Raw genomic sequence first — 15509 nt, 5'->3', positions numbered from 1 at the left:
GAAAGACCCGCCTGGATCATGTCCGACCTGAGTCTTCCCGTCTCGGCGCTCCAACGCAGCCAGACCCAGCTCCCGGTGAGCGCCTATTTCGATCCCGATCTGTTCCATCGCGAGCAGGCCAGCATCTTTCAGCGAGGGCCCCGCTATGTCGGCCATGCACTGGCTGTCCCTGAAATCGGCGACCATTACGCCCTGCCCCAGGAAGGCGAAGGCCGTGCGCTGGTGCGTTCGGCCCAAGGCATCGAGCTGATCTCCAACGTCTGCCGCCATCGCCAGGCGGTCATGCTGCGCGGGCGTGGCAACACGAAGGCCAACATCGTCTGCCCGCTGCACCGCTGGACCTATTCACATCAGGGCGAATTGATCGGCGCGCCGCATTTCGAGCAGGACCCCTGCCTGAACCTGAACCGCTACAAGCTTCAGGAATGGAACGGCCTGCTGTTCGAAGCCAACGGGCATGACGTCGCCGCCGAACTCGCCCAGCTCGGCCCGCGCGCCCAGCTCGACTTCTCTGGCTACGTGCTCGACAAGGTCCAGGCCCACGAGTGCAACTACAACTGGAAGACCTTCATCGAGGTCTACCTCGAGGACTACCACGTCGGCCCCTTCCACCCCGGCCTGGGTGGCTTCGTCAGCTGCGACGACCTGGCCTGGGAGTTCGGCAAGCACCACTCGGTGCAGACCGTCGGCGTGCAGAACGACCTGGAGCGCCCCGGTTCGCCGGTCTACCAGCGCTGGCACGACCAGTTGCTGAAGTTCCGCGAAGGCCGCCCGCCCGAGTCAGGCGCGATCTGGCTGACCTACTACCCGCACATCATGGTGGAGTGGTACCCGCACGTGCTGGTCGTGTCGACGCTGCATCCGCAGGGGCCACAGAAGACGCTCAACCTCGTCGAGTTCTATTACCCCGAGGAGATCGTCGCTTTCGAGCGCGACTTCGTCGAGGCCCACCAAGCCGCCTACATGGAAACCTGCGTGGAAGACGACGAGATCGCCGAGCGCATGGACGCCGGCCGCAAGGCGCTGATGATGCGCGGCGACAACGAAACCGGCCCTTACCAGAGCCCCATGGAAGACGGCATGCAGCACTTCCATGAGTGGTATCGCAAAGAACTCGGCAACGAGATCGGTACGCCGCCGTAATGCCCGCCCCGCTGCTCATGGTGCTGGCGACGCTCTTGTTCGCCACCATGGGCGTCTGCGTCAAGCTGGCCAGTGAGCTCTACGCAGCCAGCGAGATCGTCATGTACCGCGGCCTCGTCGGCATGACCGCGATGGCTTTGCTGATGCGGCAGCAGGGCATCAGCCTGGGTACGAAACTGCCCGGCATGCACCTGTGGCGCAGCATCTCGGGCGTCACCTCGCTGTGCCTGTGGTTCTACGCCATCGCCAAGCTGCCGCTGGCCACGGCCATGACGCTGAACTACATGTCTTCGGTCTGGATGGCCCTCTTCCTGCTCGGCGGCGCCGTGCTGATGGGCGCGCAGAAGCTGGACTGGCGGCTGATGGCCTCCGTGCTGCTCGGCTTCGCCGGCGTCGCGCTGATCCTGCGCCCGACACTGGACCAGCAGCAGCTGTGGCACGGTTTGGCCGGGCTGGTGTCGGGCATGCTGGCGGCGATGGCCTATCTGCAGGTCACGGCGCTGGGCCGGGCCGGCGAGCCGGAGCTGCGCGTCGTCTTCTATTTCTCGATGGGAGGCGCCATCGCCGGCGCCCTCATCACCGCCGTGACGGAGGGGGGCCTGCAGACGCACACGCTGTGGGGCGCGGCGCTGCTGCTGGCCGTCGGCCTGCTCGCCACCTCTGCCCAGGTCTGCCTGACACGTGCCTACGCCATCGGCCGACCGCTGGTGAACGCCTGCCTGCAATACCTTGGCATCGTCTTCTCTTTTGGCTACGGCATGCTGCTCTTCAAGGACCCGCTGACGTGGCAGGCCACCGTCGGCATGCTGCTCATCATCGGCGCCGGCCTGATCGCCACGCTGCTGCGCGCCAAGGTGGCGCCGCCCCCCAAGGACAGCCAGTTCAACCCCAACGAGGGATAGCCCACCCCCTACGCGCTTCGCGCGCCCCCTTCAAGGGGGCAACTGCCAGCGGCCTGGCAAAGCCGGTTCCGCAGCAGTCGCTGGGAAAGACACCACGCAGGATGATCCGAATGTCATTCAACACCTTGATCTCCCCCGCCGAGCTGCGCGCTCTTCAAGACCCGCTGATCCTCGACTGCGGCTTCGACCTTGCCGACACCGCTGCGGGCGAGCGTGCCTACGCCGCCGGCCACATCCCGGGTGCCTTCTACCTGCACCTGGACCGCGACCTCGCCGGTGCCACGACCGGGCCGGACGGCATCTTCCGGGGCCGCCACCCGCTGCCCGAGCGCGAGGCCTTCGCCGCGCTGCTGCGACGCCTGGGCCTGAGGGCCGGCCGCCAAGTCGTCACGTATGACGCCCAGGGCGGCATGTACGCGGCACGCGCCTGGTGGATGCTGCGCTGGCTGGGCCATGCCGAGGTCGCCGTGCTCGATGGCGGCTGGGACGGTGACCGCACCACCGACGTGCCCACTGCCATCCCTGGCGATTGGCAGCCGGGCGAGCCGCTGACCCAGCAGATCGACGCCACCACGCTGCTCAAGCAGCTCGGCAACGTCCGCCTCATCGACGCTCGCGCCGCCGAACGCTTCCGTGGCGAGGTCGAACCGCTGGACAAGGCGGCCGGCCACATTCCCGGGGCCAGCAACCGCTTCTTCAAGGACAACCTCGACGCCGACGGCCGTTTCAAGCCCGCCGCCCAGTTGCACGCCGAACTGGAGCCGCTCGCCACAGGCACTGTCGTGCACCAGTGCGGTTCGGGCGTCACCGCCTGTCACAACCTGCTCGCCATGGCGCATGCCGGCCTGGGCGACGGTGTGCTCTACCCAGGTTCATGGAGCGAATGGTCGGCTGACCCTGCCCGACCGATTGCCAAAGGCTGAGCAAAGGGTTGATCTCCGACAAGCAGCACGGCGCCTGATGGGCCACACTGCGGCTCTCCGCAACGACTGGAGGACCGAATGTTCAAGCGCATCCTCGTCCCCACGGACGGCTCCGACATCACCAGCCATGCCGTCGCCACCGCCATCGAACTCGCCAAGGTGCATGGCGCCCAGCTGCTGACGCTCAGCGTCATGGAGCCCTTTCCCTACAGCGCGGTGTCCGAGATCCAGCCCGTGCCGCCACAGGAGTTCATCGATTCCCAGCAGCGCGTCGCGGTGAAGCGCGTGGAAGACGTCTGCGCGGCTGCGGCGGTCCAGGGTCTGTCTTGCAAGGGGCACACCATCGAGGCGCTGCATGCCTGGGAAGCCATCGTCGACCACGCCCGGGCCGAGAACGTGGATCTCATCGTCATGGCCTCCCACGGCCGCAGCGGCCTGGCCGCGCTGCTGCTGGGCAGTGAGACGCAGAAGGTGCTGAACCACATCGACCTGCCCGTCCTCATCGTCAAGTAGGGCCGCCCAGAAGATGGCGGCGGAAGAAGTCCACCGCCGCAGCCACCCATCGCGCAGTGGCCGCCGCGCGGTCGAAGCCCGGCGGGTCGCACAGCATGGCGCATGCCAGCGCGTCCAGATCGGCGGCAGACGGGGGCGGAGCCAGCAGCGCGCCATGGCCGGCCCCTGGCAGGTCGGCCAGCAACACACAGCCAGCGCAGGCTGCAAGCAGCGGGTCGCTGTGAAAGCGCGGTAACAACCAACGGTCGTCACTGGCCGTGATCAGGCCCAGCGGCACGCGCGGCCGGGCCAGCGTGGCCAGGTCGAAGTCAGCTGCCAGCGGGACGCCGGCCACGACGGCCGCGATGCGCGGGTCGGCGTGTGTCTGCGGCGCGGCGTCGCCGCCGAACCTCCAGTTCAGCACGCGCTGGGCAAGCCAGAGCTTGAAGCCGTCCAGCGCACCGCCGGTCAGCCGCGTGGCCAGGCCGATGCAGGCCTGGAAGTCTTCGGCCAGGTGCCGCTCGCAGTGGGAGCGAAAGCGCTCGGGCGACCAGGCGCCGCCGGCCAGCGTCAGCACCGTGTGGCCGCCGGCCGACATGCCGAAGGCGCCGACGCGGTTCAGCCTCAGCCCGGCAAACCGCGGATCGGCCGCGACGCGGTCAATGGCGTGGCTGATCTCGGCCGGGCGCTGCTTCCAGCTGTCGGGACCGGGGCGGCCAGGGTCCTGCCAGTTGTCGCCACGGTGCAGCGGCAGCACGACGACGAAACCAGCGTCCACCAGCGCCCGCGCCAACGTCGTGTGCACCGAGGGCCCGCCGCCCGAACCGTGGGAGATGGCGATGAGCCGGCCATTGCCTGGTGCAGGCACGGCGTCGGGCGCCAGCATCAGCCGCAGATCGCCGCGCGTCTCGGGCTTGCCCACGGCGGCGGTGGGATAGAACAGCGTGACGGCACCGCCCTGCGCGTCGGCGGGCAAGGTCAGCGTGCCGAGCGTGGCGGCGTGCGCGGACAGGCTGAGCGTGAGGCCGGCCAGCAAAGTACGAACGAACATGAAGACTCCTCGGGTATGAGAAGCCTTCAGCGTCGGCGTCCGCAGCCGCCACGTCTGGCCGAAACCTGCGTCTTGCAGGTTTCGGCGCTGTTTTGAAGAAACGCCGAGGCGTTTCTAGGAATTGGCGAGGGCCTTCTGGCGGAATTCCGTCGGCGTCATGCCTGTGTCTGCCTTGAAGGCGCGGTTGAACGGCCCGATGGAGCCGAAGCCGACATCCAGCGCAATGCTCAGCACGGGCAGCGCGCGCTGAGCCGGATCGGCCAGGCGGTGCCTGGCTTCGGCCAGGCGCAGACCGTTCACATAGGCCGTGAAGTTGCGGTGGCCCAGACCCTGGTTGATGACGCGACGCAGCCGGTACTCGGGCGTGCCGAGCTGCGCAGCCAGGCCGGCCAGGCTCAGGCCTTCCTGCGCATAGCCACGGCCCTCGCCCATGAGCCTGGCAAGGGCTGCGGCGACCGCCCGGTCCTGCGCGTCAGCGGCCGGCGGCGTGGGCGTTGTTGCCGGTGTGTCTTCGCCCCAAAGCGCTTGAGCACGCGGAGCCAGCAGTTGCCAGGCGACCAGGCAGGTCAGCGTCAGCATCATGGCCACGTCCACCAGTGCGCCGATGTCGCTCAGGCTGCCGTCTGGAGAGCGGATGCGCTGGCTCACCATGACGAGGGCGTACAGCGCCCCGCCGCCGACGATGACACCTCGCCAGCGCCGCCGCTTCTCGACGAGGTCCACCCGCCATGGCCCCACCACGGCGGCCAGGCCCAGCAACGCGAAGGCGATGGGCACGGCGCGCAGCAGCGCGAACGCCAGCCAGAAGCCGGCCCAGTGGCAGATGGACGCGCCGAACGCCACCACCACCGCCCACAGCGCGCCGTGCCAGGCGCGCAGCCGGAAGCCGTCCTCGAACACCGCCCGCGCGAACAACCAGAACAGCGCTGCCGTGCCCAGCGACAGGCCGATGCCGGGCGACTGCGCCGCGCAGCTCAAGTGGTACTCGACCCAGGGGGATGCCGAGACGGCCTGCACAGCCAACGACAACGCCAGCGCGATGCTGACGCGCACCAGGCCGGCATGGCGGGCGTGCCGCCAGTGCGGCGCAAGGATGGCGACGATCAGGGCCAGCAGCGCGATCAACGCGCCGCGCAGCCCCGCGTCAATGAGTGCCATGCAGCAGCGTGGACACCCCGAAGGCCACGGCCAGGCCGACGGCCAGCCAGGCGACCTGGGCGAAGGTCTCGCGCCAGGCCAGACGCTGCTGCAGCTGCGGCAGCAGGTCGGCCACCGAGATGTAGATGAAGCTGCTGGACGCCAGCACCAGCAGATACGGCAGCGCCGCCTCGAAGCTGCCGATCAGGAAGTAGCCCAGCACGCCGCCCAGCACCGAGGCCATGCCCGAGATCGCATTGAACAGCAGCGCCTTGGCTCGGCTGAAGCCGGCGTTCAGCAGCACGATGTAGTCGCCGACTTCCTGCGGAATCTCGTGCGCCACGATGGCCAGCGCCGTCGCGAAACCCAGCCGCGTGTCGGCCAGGAAGGCCGCCGCGATGATGGCGCCGTCGCAGAAGTTGTGGATGCTGTCGCCCACCAGCACGGTGAGGCCGCCACGGCCGGCCTGCTCGGCGTCGAAATGGTGGTGGTGGTGATGGCCGTCGCCTTCGTGGTGGTGCACGTGGCGATACAGCTCGACCTTCTCCAGCAGCCAGAAGAACAACAGGCCACCCAGCAGCACGGCGAACAGCGTCTGCGGCGCGGCGGTGTGGCTCTCGAAGGCCTCGGGCAGCACATTGAGCAGCGAGGTGCCCAGCAGGATGCCGGCCGACAGGCTGACGAGGCTCTTCACCAGGCGGGTCAGCACGCCGACGGTCAGGCTCGCGGCGACGAGCACGGACAGCAGGCCGCCCGCGAAGGTGGCGAGCACGATGTAGAGAAGAGTCATGGAATCAGGCAAAGCAACGGGCCGCTATCGCGGCCCGAGGGCGGTCAGCGTAGCAGAGGCTTCAAGCGACGCCGTTCTTGCGGAACCAGGCCAGGCACTTGGCCCAGCCGTCATCCGCCGCCGCCTTGCGGTAGCTGGGCCGGTAGTCGGCATGGAAGGCATGCGGCGTGTCGGGGTACACCACGAACTCGCTCTTCAGGTTGCCGGCCGCCTTCAGCGCCGCTTCCAGCTGCGTCAGCGTCTCGACCGGGATGCCGCCGTCGGCCGCGCCATACAGCCCCAGCACCGGCGCCTTGATGCTGGCGGCGCGCTCGACGACGGTCTTGTCGCCCGGGTGGTAGCTGCGCGCCACCGGACCGTACCAGGCCACGCCTGCGGTCAGCTTGGGGTTGTGCGCGGCATAGACCCAGGTGGTGCGCCCGCCCCAGCAGAAGCCGGTGATGCCGAGCCTGGACGTGTCGCCGCCGTTTGCCGCAGCCCAGGCGACGGTGGCGTCCAGATCGCCGTTCACCTGCGCGTCGCTGGCCTTGCCGACGACGTCGCTGATCAGCTTGGGGATGTCCGTGTAGGCCGCCGCATTGCCGTGGCGCACGAAGAGTTCCGGCGCGATGGCCAGGTAGCCCAGCTTGGCGAAGCGCCGGCACACGTCGGCGATGTGCTCGTGCACGCCGAAGATCTCGCTGGCCACGAGGATGACCGCCAGGTTCTTCTTGCCGGCCGGCTGGGCACGGTAGGCGGGCATCTTGAAGTCGCCGACCGGGATGGTGACCGTGCCTGCCTCCAGGCCCGCTGTGTCGGTCGTGATGGTCTGCGCCGTCACGGGCAGCACGGCGGCCGCAAAGCCACTGCCGACCGCGGTCTGAACAAAGCCGCGGCGGCTGAAGTCGCGGCCGGGGGCGAGGCTGTCGATCTCTTCTTTCAACATGGAGGCTCCTGGGGGGCAGGGTTACGAAGAAGCGTCAAATTTTGCCCCGACAATCCGCGCCCATGACGACGCGCCCCGACCCGAACAGCCAGCCCTGGGCCTCCATCGACATCGGTTCCAACAGCTTCCGGCTCGAACTGGCCCGCCTCAGCGGCGACCGTTATCAGCGCGTCAGCTACATCAAGGAAAGCGTGCGTCTGGGCGCCGGCCTGGATGCCGAGGGCATGTTGACCGAAGCCGCCATGCAGCGCGGCCTGGACTGCCTGACGGCCTTCGGCGAGCAACTCGTCGGCATCCCGCCCGAGCGCATCCGTGCCGTTGCCACGCAGACCCTGCGCGAGGCGCGCAACCGCAACGCCTTCCTGGCCCGCGCCGAGGCCGCGCTGGGCCATCCGGTGGAGGTGATCTCCGGCCGCGAGGAGGCCCGCCTGATCTTTGCCGGCGTGGCGCGCCTGCAGCCGTCGGACAAGCCGCGTCTGGTCATCGACATCGGCGGCCGCTCGACCGAAATGATCCTCGGCAAAGGCCGCAAGCCGCTGTTGGCGGAGTCCTTCGGCGTCGGCAGCGTCGGCCTGTCCATGCGCTTCTTTGCAGAGGGCCTCTACACCGCAGAGGCCTTCCGCGCCGCGCAGGTGGCGGCCGGCGCCGAGCTGGAAGAAGCGCTGACGCTGTTCCGCCCCGAGCTGTGGAAAGAGGCACTGGGCTCGTCGGGCACGGTGGGCGCGGTCTCGCACATCCTTGCGGCCACGGGCCAGACCGATGGCCGCATCACGCCGGACGCGCTGCGCTGGTGCATGGCCCAATGCATCGCCGCCGGCGCGCAGGACAAGCTCCAGCTGCCCGGTCTCAAGGACGACCGCCGCCCCGTCGTGGCCGGCGGCCTGTGCATCCTCTACACGCTGCTGACGCAGTTCGGCATCGCCGAACTGCTGCCCACCAAGGGCGCGCTGCGCCAGGGCGTCATCTTTGACCTGGCCGAGCGCCTTCAGCCCAGCGGCGCTCGCGACCCGCGCGCGGGTTCGGTCGCCGAGCTGCAGCAACGCTTCGGTGTCGACACGGCGCAGGCCGAGCGCGTCGCCACCCAGGCCGAGCAGCTCTACCGCCAGCTCGTGCCCAAACCCCTGCCCGAGCCGCTGCGCGAGCTGCGCTGGGCCGCTGCCCTGCACGAAGTGGGCATGCTCGTCTCGCACCACGACCACCACCGCCACAGCGCCTACGTCATCGGTCACGTCGATGCGGCCGGTTTCTCCACCAACCAGTTGCAACGCCTGGCCACCCTGGCGCTCGGCCAGCGCGGCGGCCTGCGCAAGCTGGAGTCACAACTGGCCGACGCCAGCCTGCTGGACCCGCTGATCGCGCTGCGCCTGGCCGTCATCCTCTGCCACGCGCGCACGCCGGTGGCAGCGGGCAGCCCAAAACTCGAGCGTGCGGCCAGGCAGCTGACATTGCGCGTTCCCAAGAGCTGGTCGGGCGAGCAGGCGCGCACGCGCTTTTTGCTGAAGGAAGAGGCCGAGGCCTGGGCGCGCACGGGCGTCATGGAGCTGCTGGTCGCCTGAGGTCGAGTAACGGTCGGCAACGGTCGTTCTGCTGTCACAAGCTGACAGCGATGCTGGCGAGGATCTCCATTCCTCAACCACCCCGAGACCGCCATGCTCAAGACCTACACCGGCAGCTGCCACTGCAAGGCCGTGCGCTTCGAAGTCGACCTCGACCTGGCCCAGGGCACCGGCCGCTGCAATTGCTCCATCTGCTTCAAGACGCGCAACTGGAGCGCCAGCACCAAGCCCGAGCACTTCCGGCTGCTGACGTCCGAAGACGCGCTGAGCGACTACCAGTTCGGCTCCGACAGCATCCACAACCTGTTCTGCAAGACCTGCGGCGTGCGCTCCTTCGGCCGCGGCTATCTCGAGGAGATGGGCGGCGCCTTCGTGTCGGTCAAGGTCAATTGCCTGGACGACGCAACGCCTGAGGAGCTGATCGCCGCGCCGGTGACCTACTTCGACGGGCTGCACAACAACTGGTGGAACAAGCCGGAAGAGACGAGGCACCTTTAAAGCGCGTCAGGTCCTTGCACCGCGTGCAGCGTCACCTCCGGCTCGCCGTCGCGCTGGCGCCAGCGCAGCCACCAGACGGCGCCCTTCTTGACCGCCCAGTCCTGCTCCACGCCAGCCAGCAGATGCGCCGCCAGCTGCCCCAGCGTTGGCTGGTGGCCGCAGATCAGCACCGGCTCGCTCGCCCTGGGCCAGCGGGAGGCCTCGATCAGCGCGGCTATCGGCGCCTCAGGCGCCAGCGTCGGCACGATGCGGAGCTCGCGGCCGAGCGCATCGGCCGTCTGGCGGCAGCGCAGCGCCGGACTCACCAGCACACGCGTCGTTGCGGCCAGGCGGTGGTTGAGCCAGGCCGCCATGCGCCGCGCCTGCCGCTCGCCCTTGGGCGTGAGCGCGCGTTGCAGGTCATCCTGGCCGGCGGCAATGATCTCGGCTTCGGCGTGGCGCCAGAGGATCAAGTCCATGCGAGTGCCTTCTACTCCGAAAAGCGCCGCATCAAGGCCTGCTGGGCGCTGGCGCCGTGATCGCTGACGCGCACCGAGCGGCCATCGGGGCCAAGCTGCCAGGCGTCCATCGTGTCATGCAAATAGGGCGTCAGCGCCTCGTCGATGACACGCTGGCGCAGCTTGGGGTCGATGACCGGCCAGGCGACCTCGATGCGGCGGAACATGTTGCGGCTCATCCAGTCGGCGCTGGACAGGAACATCGCCTCACCGTCGTCACCCTCGGCCCAGCGGAAATAGCAGATGCGCGAGTGCTCCAGGAAGCGGCCGACCACCGAGCGCACGACGATGTTCTCGCTGACGCCCGGCAGGCTGGGCGGCAGCATGCAGGCACCGCGCACGATCAGGTCCACCTTGGCACCGGCCTGGGCCGCGCGCAGCAGGCCGTGGATGAGTTCGGCATCCGTCAGCGCATTGATCTTCACGACGACGCGCGCGCCCTTGTAGCCGCCCAGCGCCGCCGCCTCCACCAGCCCGAGCAGCTCCAGCATGCGGCTGTGCATATTGAACGGCGCCAGCAGCATGCGCCGCAGCGGCTTGAACTTGCCCAGCGACGCGAGCTGGCGGAACACCGAGTCGGCATCGGCCGTCAGGTCGCCGTCGGCGGTCAGCAAGCCGAGGTCGGTGTACAGGCGCGCCGTCTTGGGGTTGTAGTTGCCGGTGGAGATGTGGCCATAACGGCGCAGCTTGCTGCCTTCGCGGCGCGTGATCAGCAGCAGCTTGGCGTGGGTCTTGTAGCCGACGATGCCGTAGACAACCTGGGCGCCCACGGCCTCCAGCCGCTCGGCCCAGTTGATGTTGGCTTCTTCGTCAAAGCGCGCCTTCAGTTCCACGACGACCATGACCTCCTTGCCGCGCCGCGCCGCCTCGATGAGCAGGTCCATCAGCTCCGACTTGGCGCCGGCGCGGTAGATGGTCTGCTTGATGGCCAGCACATCCGGGTCGTCCACGGCCTCGCGCAGCATCGCCACTACCGGCTCGAAGCTCTCGAAGGGATGGTGCAGCAGCACATCGCCCTTTTTGAGCTTCTCGAAGATGGACTTGTGGCGCGGCAGGCGGCCCGCCGGCCAGGCCGGCTCGTAGGGCGAGAAGCGCAGCGCGGGCGCATCGGTCTGGTCGATCAGCTCGTTCAGGCGCACGAGGTTGACCGGGCCGTTGACGCGGTACAGCGCGGCGTGGGGCAGGCCGAACTGCTCGAGCAGGAATTCCGACAGCTCGGCCGGGCAACTGTTGACGACCTCCAGCCGCACCGCGCGGCCGAAGTGGCGAGTTGTCAGGCCTGAGCGCAGTGCATGGCGCAGATTGGCGAACTCCTCCTCGTCCACTTCCAGGTCAGAGTCGCGCGTGACGCGGAACTGGGAAAACGCCTCGACCTTGCGCCCCGGAAACAGATCCTCCAGATGAGCGCGGATGACGCTGGTCAGCAGCGCAAACGCCTGGCGGCCATCGCTCAGATTGGCCGGCAGCTTGATGACGCGCGGCAGCACGCGCGGCACCTTGACGATGGCGATGCGGTTGTCGCGGCCGAAGGCGTCCTTGCCCGACAGGCGGGCGATGAAGTGCAGCGACTTGTTGGCCACCTGCGGGAAAGGATGGGCAGGGTCCAGCCCCACGGGCACCAACAGCGGCTTGACCTCGCGCTCGAAATACTTGCCCACCCATTGCCGCTGCGGCTCATCGCGGTCGGCGTGGTTCAGGATGACGATGTGCTCTTTCATCAACAGCGGCATGACCTGCTCGTTGAAGACGTGGTACTGCTCGTCGATCAGCGTGTGCGCGGCGCGGCCGACCCGGTCGACGTCCTGGCCCGTCACGGTGCTGAGCGGGTCACGCGCGGCGTCCAGCATGTCGGCAAAGCGCACCTCGAAGAACTCGTCGAGGTTGCTCGACACGATGCAGATGTAGCGCAGCCGTTCCAGCAGCGGCACGTCTTCACGCTGGGCCTGGGCGAGCACGCGCCGGTTGAATTCGAGGATGGCGTGTTCGCGGTTCAGCAGCTTCAGCGGAGTCGGGTCGGTCATGTTGAAAAGTGTATGAAGCTTGTGTGACAACGCGTTGAAAAACCCCCCGGGATAATCCTGGTCATGCATCTGATGATTCCCCATGCCAGCGCCCTGGACGAGGCTGCGCGGCATGCGTTCTCCAGCCTGGCGCTGCCCAACCTGTCCGCGCTGCTGAGCCGGCTCAGCCCGGCCGAAACCTGGGGCAGCGACGAGTTCTCGCCCCAGCCGCCCCACCATCTCGCCCTCGCCGCCTTGCGCGGCCAGGCGGAGCCGAGCGCCGCCGCCTGGGCGGTGGACGCCGGGCCTGAACTGGCCTGGGCGTTGATGACGCCGGTACATCTCGCCGTCGGCAGCGACGGCGTGGACGTGCTGCCCCCGGCGGCGCTCAACCTGTCGGAATCCGACGCGGCCCGCTTCACCGCCCTGCTGCACCAACTGTGGCCGGACAGCGAAGGCTGGCAATGGCGACTGCTGGACGCGACGCATTGGGTGATCGGCCATGCCAGCGCACTGGACGGTTTGCAGGCCGCCAGCATCGAACGTGTCGCCGGCCGGCCTATCGAGCCGTGGCTGCCGCAAAGCCGCGTGCTGCGCCGCTGGCAGAACGAGGCGCAGATGCTGATGCATGGCCACGCACTGAACGAGGAACGCGAGGCGCGCGGTGAGCATGCAATCAACTCGGTATGGCTCGGCGACATCGGCCGCTCGAACGGCAAGCCCGCAGGCGTGACGATTGACGCCCGCCTGACCGAACCGCTGCTGAACGGCGACCTCGCCGCCTGGGCCGAGGCCTGGCAGCGCCTGGACGCCGGGCCGCTGGCCCAACCGCTGACCGGCCTGACGCTTTGCGGCGAGCGCTTCGCGCGTCACTTCAGCGCCCAGCCGCTGTCGCTGATCGAGAAGCTCAAGCGCCGCTGGCAGGCGCCCGACGTGGCTGCCGTGATGGAGTCCCTGTGAACTCTCCGAAGCTGATCGAACGGGAGGTGAATCCGCGAACCGCCTGGGCGCTGGAGCAGGCCGGCGTGGCGCCGCTGCTCGCCCGCCTGCTGGCTTCCCGCGGCGTGCGCGAGGCGACCGAGCTCGACGAAAGCCTGGCCCAGCTGCTGCCGCCGACCGACCTCAAGGGCCTGCCCGAGGCCGGCCGGCTGCTGGCAGACGCCATCCAGCACGGCGAGCGCCTCGTCATCGTCGCCGACTACGACTGCGACGGCGCCACCGCCTGCGCCGTGATGCTGCGCGGCCTGCGGCTGCTGGGCGCGCGGCCCGAGCAACTGGGCTACGTCGTGCCCGACCGCGCGGTGCACGGCTACGGCCTCACGCCCACCATCGTCGACCTGGCGCTGGAGCAATCTCCCGCCCTGCTGGTCACGGTGGACAACGGCATCGCCAGCCTGGCCGGCGTGGCCCATGCGCGCGCGCTCGGCCTCAAGGTGCTGGTGACCGACCACCATCTGCCCGCCTTGATCGACGGCGTCATCGTCGTGCCCGAGGCCGAGGCCATCGTCAACCCCAACCAGCCGGGCTGCACGTTTGCGAGCAAATCGCTGGCCGGCGTCGGCGTGGCCTTCTATGTGCTGATGGGCCTGCGCGCCGAGTTGCGCTCGCGGGGCGCCTTCACCGAGGTGCCGCGCCTCGATGGTCTGTTGGACCTCGTCGCGCTCGGCACCGTCGCCGACGTGGTGAAGCTCGACGCCAACAACCGCCGCCTCGTCGCGCAGGGCCTCAAGCGCATGCGCGCCGGCCGCGCCCAGCCAGGCGTCATGGCGCTGTTCTCGGCTGCGAAGTGCGACGCCAGCAAGGCCCACAGCTACAACCTCGGCTTTGCGCTCGGCCCGCGCATCAACGCCGCCGGCCGCCTGGCCGACATGACGCTGGGCATAGAGACGCTGACCACCGACGACCCCGAACGCGCCCTCGAACTCGCGACCCAGCTCGATACCATCAACCGTGAACGCCGCGAGATCGAGAGCGGCATGCGCGAGATGGCCGAGGCGCGGCTGGACGGGCTGATCGAGGCTCTCTCTGGCGCGCTGCCCCCGGCGGTCGCGCTGTTCGACGCGGACTTCCACGAAGGCGTCGTCGGCATCGTCGCCTCGCGCATCAAGGACCGCGTGCACCGCCCCACTTTCGTGTTCGCGCGCGGCGCCGACGGCCACCTCAAGGGTTCGGGCCGCTCGATCCCGGGCTTCCATCTGCGCGACGCGCTGGACCTCGTCAGCAAGCGCGAGCCCGACCTGCTCGCCAAGTTCGGCGGCCACGCGATGGCGGCGGGGGCCACGCTCGCGGTCGACGACATCAACCGCTTCGCCCTCGCCTTCGCGCGCGTCGCCGAGGAATGGCTGAACGAACAGGACCTGACCCGCACGCTGCGCCATGACGGCGCGCTGGCACCCGAAGCGGCCACGGCCGAGACGGCGCGGTTGCTGGACGCCCAGGTCTGGGGCCAGGGCTTCGAGGCGCCGGTGTTCTGCGACCGCTTCGAGGTCATCTCGCAGCGGCTCGTGGGCGAAAAGCACCTCAAGCTGCGCCTGCGCCAAGGCGGCCGCCTCATCGACGCGATCTGGTTCAACCATGTCGACATGCTGCCCGAGCGCGCCACGCTGGCCTACCGACTCAGCCTGGACGAATGGCAGGGCCAGCAGCGGGTGCAATACCTCGTTGAAGCACAAGCGATGGGCGCGACTCCTTAAACTCGGGACGTGAACCTCGACCCCACGCTCAACGCCGACCTGCACTGCCATTCCGTCATCTCGGACGGCACGCTGACGCCGGAAGCGCTGGCCGAGCGGGCCAAGGCGGGCGGGGTGCAGCTGTGGTCGCTGACCGACCATGACGAGATCGGCGGCCAGGCCCGCGCCATCGCGGCCGCCAAGGCCGTTGGCCTGCCCTACCTGACGGGCACCGAGATCTCCGTCACCTTCGCTGGCCGTGTCGTGCACATCGTCGGCCTGGGCTTCGACCATGAGGCGCCGGAGATCATCGACGGCCTGCGCGCCACGCGCGGCGGCCGCGAGCCGCGCGCCCGCGAGATGGCCGCCGGCCTGGCGGCGGTGGGCATCCAAGGCGCCTTCGAGGGCTCGTTGAAATACGTCGGCAACCCCGACCTGATCTCGCGCACCCACTTCGCACGCTTTCTCGTCGATGCGGGCCATTGCAGCGACATCCCCGAGGTCTTTCGGCGCTTCCTGACCGAGGGCAAGCCGGGCTTCGTGGCACACAAGTGGGCGGCGCTGAAGGACGCGGTGGGCTGGATCACGCGCGCTGGCGGCGTGGCGGTCATCGCCCACCCGGGCCGCTACGACTTCACGCCGACCGAGGAGTACGCGCTCATCACTGAATTCATCGGCCACGGTGGGCGCGGCATCGAGGTCGTCACCGGCAGCCACACACCGCAAGAGTTCATGAAGTACGCCGACACGGCCCTCGAGTTCAGCCTGCTGGCCTCGCGCGGCTCGGACTTCCATTCCCCCGATGAAAGCCGCATCGACCTCGGCACATTGCCGCCGCTGGCGGCCAAGCTGACACCGGTATGGGCGGCGCTTGAATCGCGCATCCACATGCCATGACGCCCCCACGCCCATTGCGCTCACTG

At 68.8% G+C, this 15509-nt stretch carries 15 protein-coding genes; 9 read left to right on the top strand and 6 right to left on the bottom strand.

Features of this window, described 5'->3' with window-relative positions; translation table 11 throughout:
• Nucleotides 1–18: 18 nt before the first annotated feature.
• The 4 genes from AC0IZJ_RS11460 to AC0IZJ_RS11445 all read left to right on the top strand — a co-directional run bounded on the left by AC0IZJ_RS11460 (nucleotide 19) and on the right by AC0IZJ_RS11445 (nucleotide 3481).
• On the top strand, nucleotides 19–1143 hold the full coding sequence (locus AC0IZJ_RS11460; protein WP_471849721.1) for an aromatic ring-hydroxylating oxygenase subunit alpha: 1125 nt from the start codon (nucleotides 19–21) through the stop codon (nucleotides 1141–1143).
• On the top strand, nucleotides 1143–2045 hold the full coding sequence (locus AC0IZJ_RS11455; protein WP_471849719.1) for a DMT family transporter: 903 nt from the start codon (nucleotides 1143–1145) through the stop codon (nucleotides 2043–2045). Before AC0IZJ_RS11460 ends, AC0IZJ_RS11455 begins: the two co-directional genes overlap by 1 nt.
• Before the next feature lie 101 nt (nucleotides 2046–2146).
• Nucleotides 2147–2968, top strand: a complete 822-nt coding sequence (locus tag AC0IZJ_RS11450; RefSeq protein ID WP_471849717.1) for a sulfurtransferase — start codon at nucleotides 2147–2149, stop codon at nucleotides 2966–2968.
• Nucleotides 2969–3046: 78 nt separating this feature from the next.
• Nucleotides 3047–3481 carry a universal stress protein gene (locus AC0IZJ_RS11445; RefSeq protein ID WP_471849715.1) on the top strand — a complete coding sequence of 145 codons (435 nt, stop codon included), beginning with the start codon at nucleotides 3047–3049 and terminating at the stop codon, nucleotides 3479–3481.
• Here the strand turns inward: AC0IZJ_RS11445 and AC0IZJ_RS11440 are convergent.
• The 4 genes from AC0IZJ_RS11440 to AC0IZJ_RS11425 all read right to left on the bottom strand — a co-directional run bounded on the left by AC0IZJ_RS11440 (nucleotide 3474) and on the right by AC0IZJ_RS11425 (nucleotide 7363).
• A complete protein-coding gene (locus tag AC0IZJ_RS11440) occupies nucleotides 3474–4511 on the bottom strand; it encodes an alpha/beta hydrolase family protein (RefSeq protein ID WP_471849713.1) in 1038 nt (345 codons plus the stop codon). The two genes, AC0IZJ_RS11445 and AC0IZJ_RS11440, sit on opposite strands and share 8 nt — an antisense overlap.
• A 114-nt stretch (nucleotides 4512–4625) precedes the next feature.
• A complete protein-coding gene (locus AC0IZJ_RS11435; RefSeq protein WP_471849711.1) occupies nucleotides 4626–5669 on the bottom strand; it encodes an AraC family transcriptional regulator in 1044 nt (347 codons plus the stop codon).
• On the bottom strand, nucleotides 5656–6438 hold the full coding sequence (locus AC0IZJ_RS11430; RefSeq protein WP_471849709.1) for a ZIP family metal transporter: 783 nt from the start codon (nucleotides 6436–6438) through the stop codon (nucleotides 5656–5658). The genes AC0IZJ_RS11435 and AC0IZJ_RS11430 overlap by 14 nt, the downstream gene beginning before the upstream one ends.
• A gap of 61 nt (nucleotides 6439–6499) precedes the next feature.
• A complete protein-coding gene (locus AC0IZJ_RS11425) occupies nucleotides 6500–7363 on the bottom strand; it encodes a dienelactone hydrolase family protein (RefSeq protein ID WP_471849707.1) in 864 nt (287 codons plus the stop codon).
• 62 nt (nucleotides 7364–7425) lie between these two features.
• On the opposite strand from AC0IZJ_RS11425, the gene AC0IZJ_RS11420 reads away from it, so the two are divergent.
• Both AC0IZJ_RS11420 and AC0IZJ_RS11415 read left to right on the top strand, forming a co-directional pair.
• Entirely contained in the window at nucleotides 7426–8919 is a 1494-nt protein-coding gene (locus AC0IZJ_RS11420) for a Ppx/GppA phosphatase family protein (protein ID WP_471849705.1), read from the top strand.
• A gap of 93 nt (nucleotides 8920–9012) precedes the next feature.
• Nucleotides 9013–9417: a GFA family protein gene (locus AC0IZJ_RS11415; protein WP_471849703.1), complete on the top strand. Its 405-nt coding sequence runs from the start codon at nucleotides 9013–9015 to the stop codon at nucleotides 9415–9417.
• Here AC0IZJ_RS11415 and sixA read toward each other — a convergent pair.
• Nucleotides 9414–9875: a phosphohistidine phosphatase SixA gene (sixA, locus tag AC0IZJ_RS11410; protein WP_471849701.1), complete on the bottom strand. Its 462-nt coding sequence runs from the start codon at nucleotides 9873–9875 to the stop codon at nucleotides 9414–9416. The two genes, AC0IZJ_RS11415 and sixA, sit on opposite strands and share 4 nt — an antisense overlap.
• A gap of 11 nt (nucleotides 9876–9886) precedes the next feature.
• A complete protein-coding gene (gene ppk1, locus AC0IZJ_RS11405; protein WP_471849699.1) occupies nucleotides 9887–11935 on the bottom strand; it encodes a polyphosphate kinase 1 in 2049 nt (682 codons plus the stop codon).
• 63 nt (nucleotides 11936–11998) lie between these two features.
• Between ppk1 and AC0IZJ_RS11400 the strand changes: the two genes are divergently transcribed.
• The 3 genes from AC0IZJ_RS11400 to AC0IZJ_RS11390 are packed head-to-tail and all read left to right on the top strand — an operon-like array spanning nucleotide 11999 to nucleotide 15483.
• Entirely contained in the window at nucleotides 11999–12874 is an 876-nt protein-coding gene (locus AC0IZJ_RS11400; protein WP_471849697.1) for a hypothetical protein, read from the top strand.
• Nucleotides 12871–14607 carry a single-stranded-DNA-specific exonuclease RecJ gene (gene recJ, locus AC0IZJ_RS11395; RefSeq protein ID WP_471849695.1) on the top strand — a complete coding sequence of 579 codons (1737 nt, stop codon included), beginning with the start codon at nucleotides 12871–12873 and terminating at the stop codon, nucleotides 14605–14607. The genes AC0IZJ_RS11400 and recJ overlap by 4 nt, the downstream gene beginning before the upstream one ends.
• 9 nt (nucleotides 14608–14616) lie before the next feature.
• Nucleotides 14617–15483 carry a 3',5'-nucleoside bisphosphate phosphatase gene (locus tag AC0IZJ_RS11390; RefSeq protein WP_471849693.1) on the top strand — a complete coding sequence of 289 codons (867 nt, stop codon included), beginning with the start codon at nucleotides 14617–14619 and terminating at the stop codon, nucleotides 15481–15483.
• Nucleotides 15484–15509 lie beyond the last annotated feature (26 nt).

The organism is Roseateles sp. AC306, assembly GCF_979253795.1.
Note: the sequence above shows the minus strand (reverse complement) of the source record. Positions and strands in the feature narration are given on the sequence as shown.

Bases quoted from the DNA above. Each gene is read 5' to 3' on its own strand.
- AC0IZJ_RS11450 (WP_471849717.1), top strand. From the start codon at position 2,147: ATGATCCGAATGTCATTCAACACCTTGATCTCCCCCGCCGAGCTGCGC.
- AC0IZJ_RS11415 (WP_471849703.1), top strand. From the start codon at position 9,013: ATGCTCAAGACCTACACCGGCAGCTGCCACTGCAAGGCCGTGCGCTTC.
- AC0IZJ_RS11455 (WP_471849719.1), top strand. From the start codon at position 1,143: ATGCCCGCCCCGCTGCTCATGGTGCTGGCGACGCTCTTGTTCGCCACC.
- AC0IZJ_RS11440 (WP_471849713.1), bottom strand. From the start codon at position 4,511: ATGTTCGTTCGTACTTTGCTGGCCGGCCTCACGCTCAGCCTGTCCGCG.
- AC0IZJ_RS11400 (WP_471849697.1), top strand. From the start codon at position 11,999: ATGCATCTGATGATTCCCCATGCCAGCGCCCTGGACGAGGCTGCGCGG.
- AC0IZJ_RS11435 (WP_471849711.1), bottom strand. From the start codon at position 5,669: ATGGCACTCATTGACGCGGGGCTGCGCGGCGCGTTGATCGCGCTGCTG.
- AC0IZJ_RS11425 (WP_471849707.1), bottom strand. From the start codon at position 7,363: ATGTTGAAAGAAGAGATCGACAGCCTCGCCCCCGGCCGCGACTTCAGC.
- AC0IZJ_RS11445 (WP_471849715.1), top strand. From the start codon at position 3,047: ATGTTCAAGCGCATCCTCGTCCCCACGGACGGCTCCGACATCACCAGC.
- AC0IZJ_RS11420 (WP_471849705.1), top strand. From the start codon at position 7,426: ATGACGACGCGCCCCGACCCGAACAGCCAGCCCTGGGCCTCCATCGAC.
- ppk1 (WP_471849699.1), bottom strand. From the start codon at position 11,935: ATGACCGACCCGACTCCGCTGAAGCTGCTGAACCGCGAACACGCCATC.
- AC0IZJ_RS11430 (WP_471849709.1), bottom strand. From the start codon at position 6,438: ATGACTCTTCTCTACATCGTGCTCGCCACCTTCGCGGGCGGCCTGCTG.
- AC0IZJ_RS11460 (WP_471849721.1), top strand. From the start codon at position 19: ATGTCCGACCTGAGTCTTCCCGTCTCGGCGCTCCAACGCAGCCAGACC.
- sixA (WP_471849701.1), bottom strand. From the start codon at position 9,875: ATGGACTTGATCCTCTGGCGCCACGCCGAAGCCGAGATCATTGCCGCC.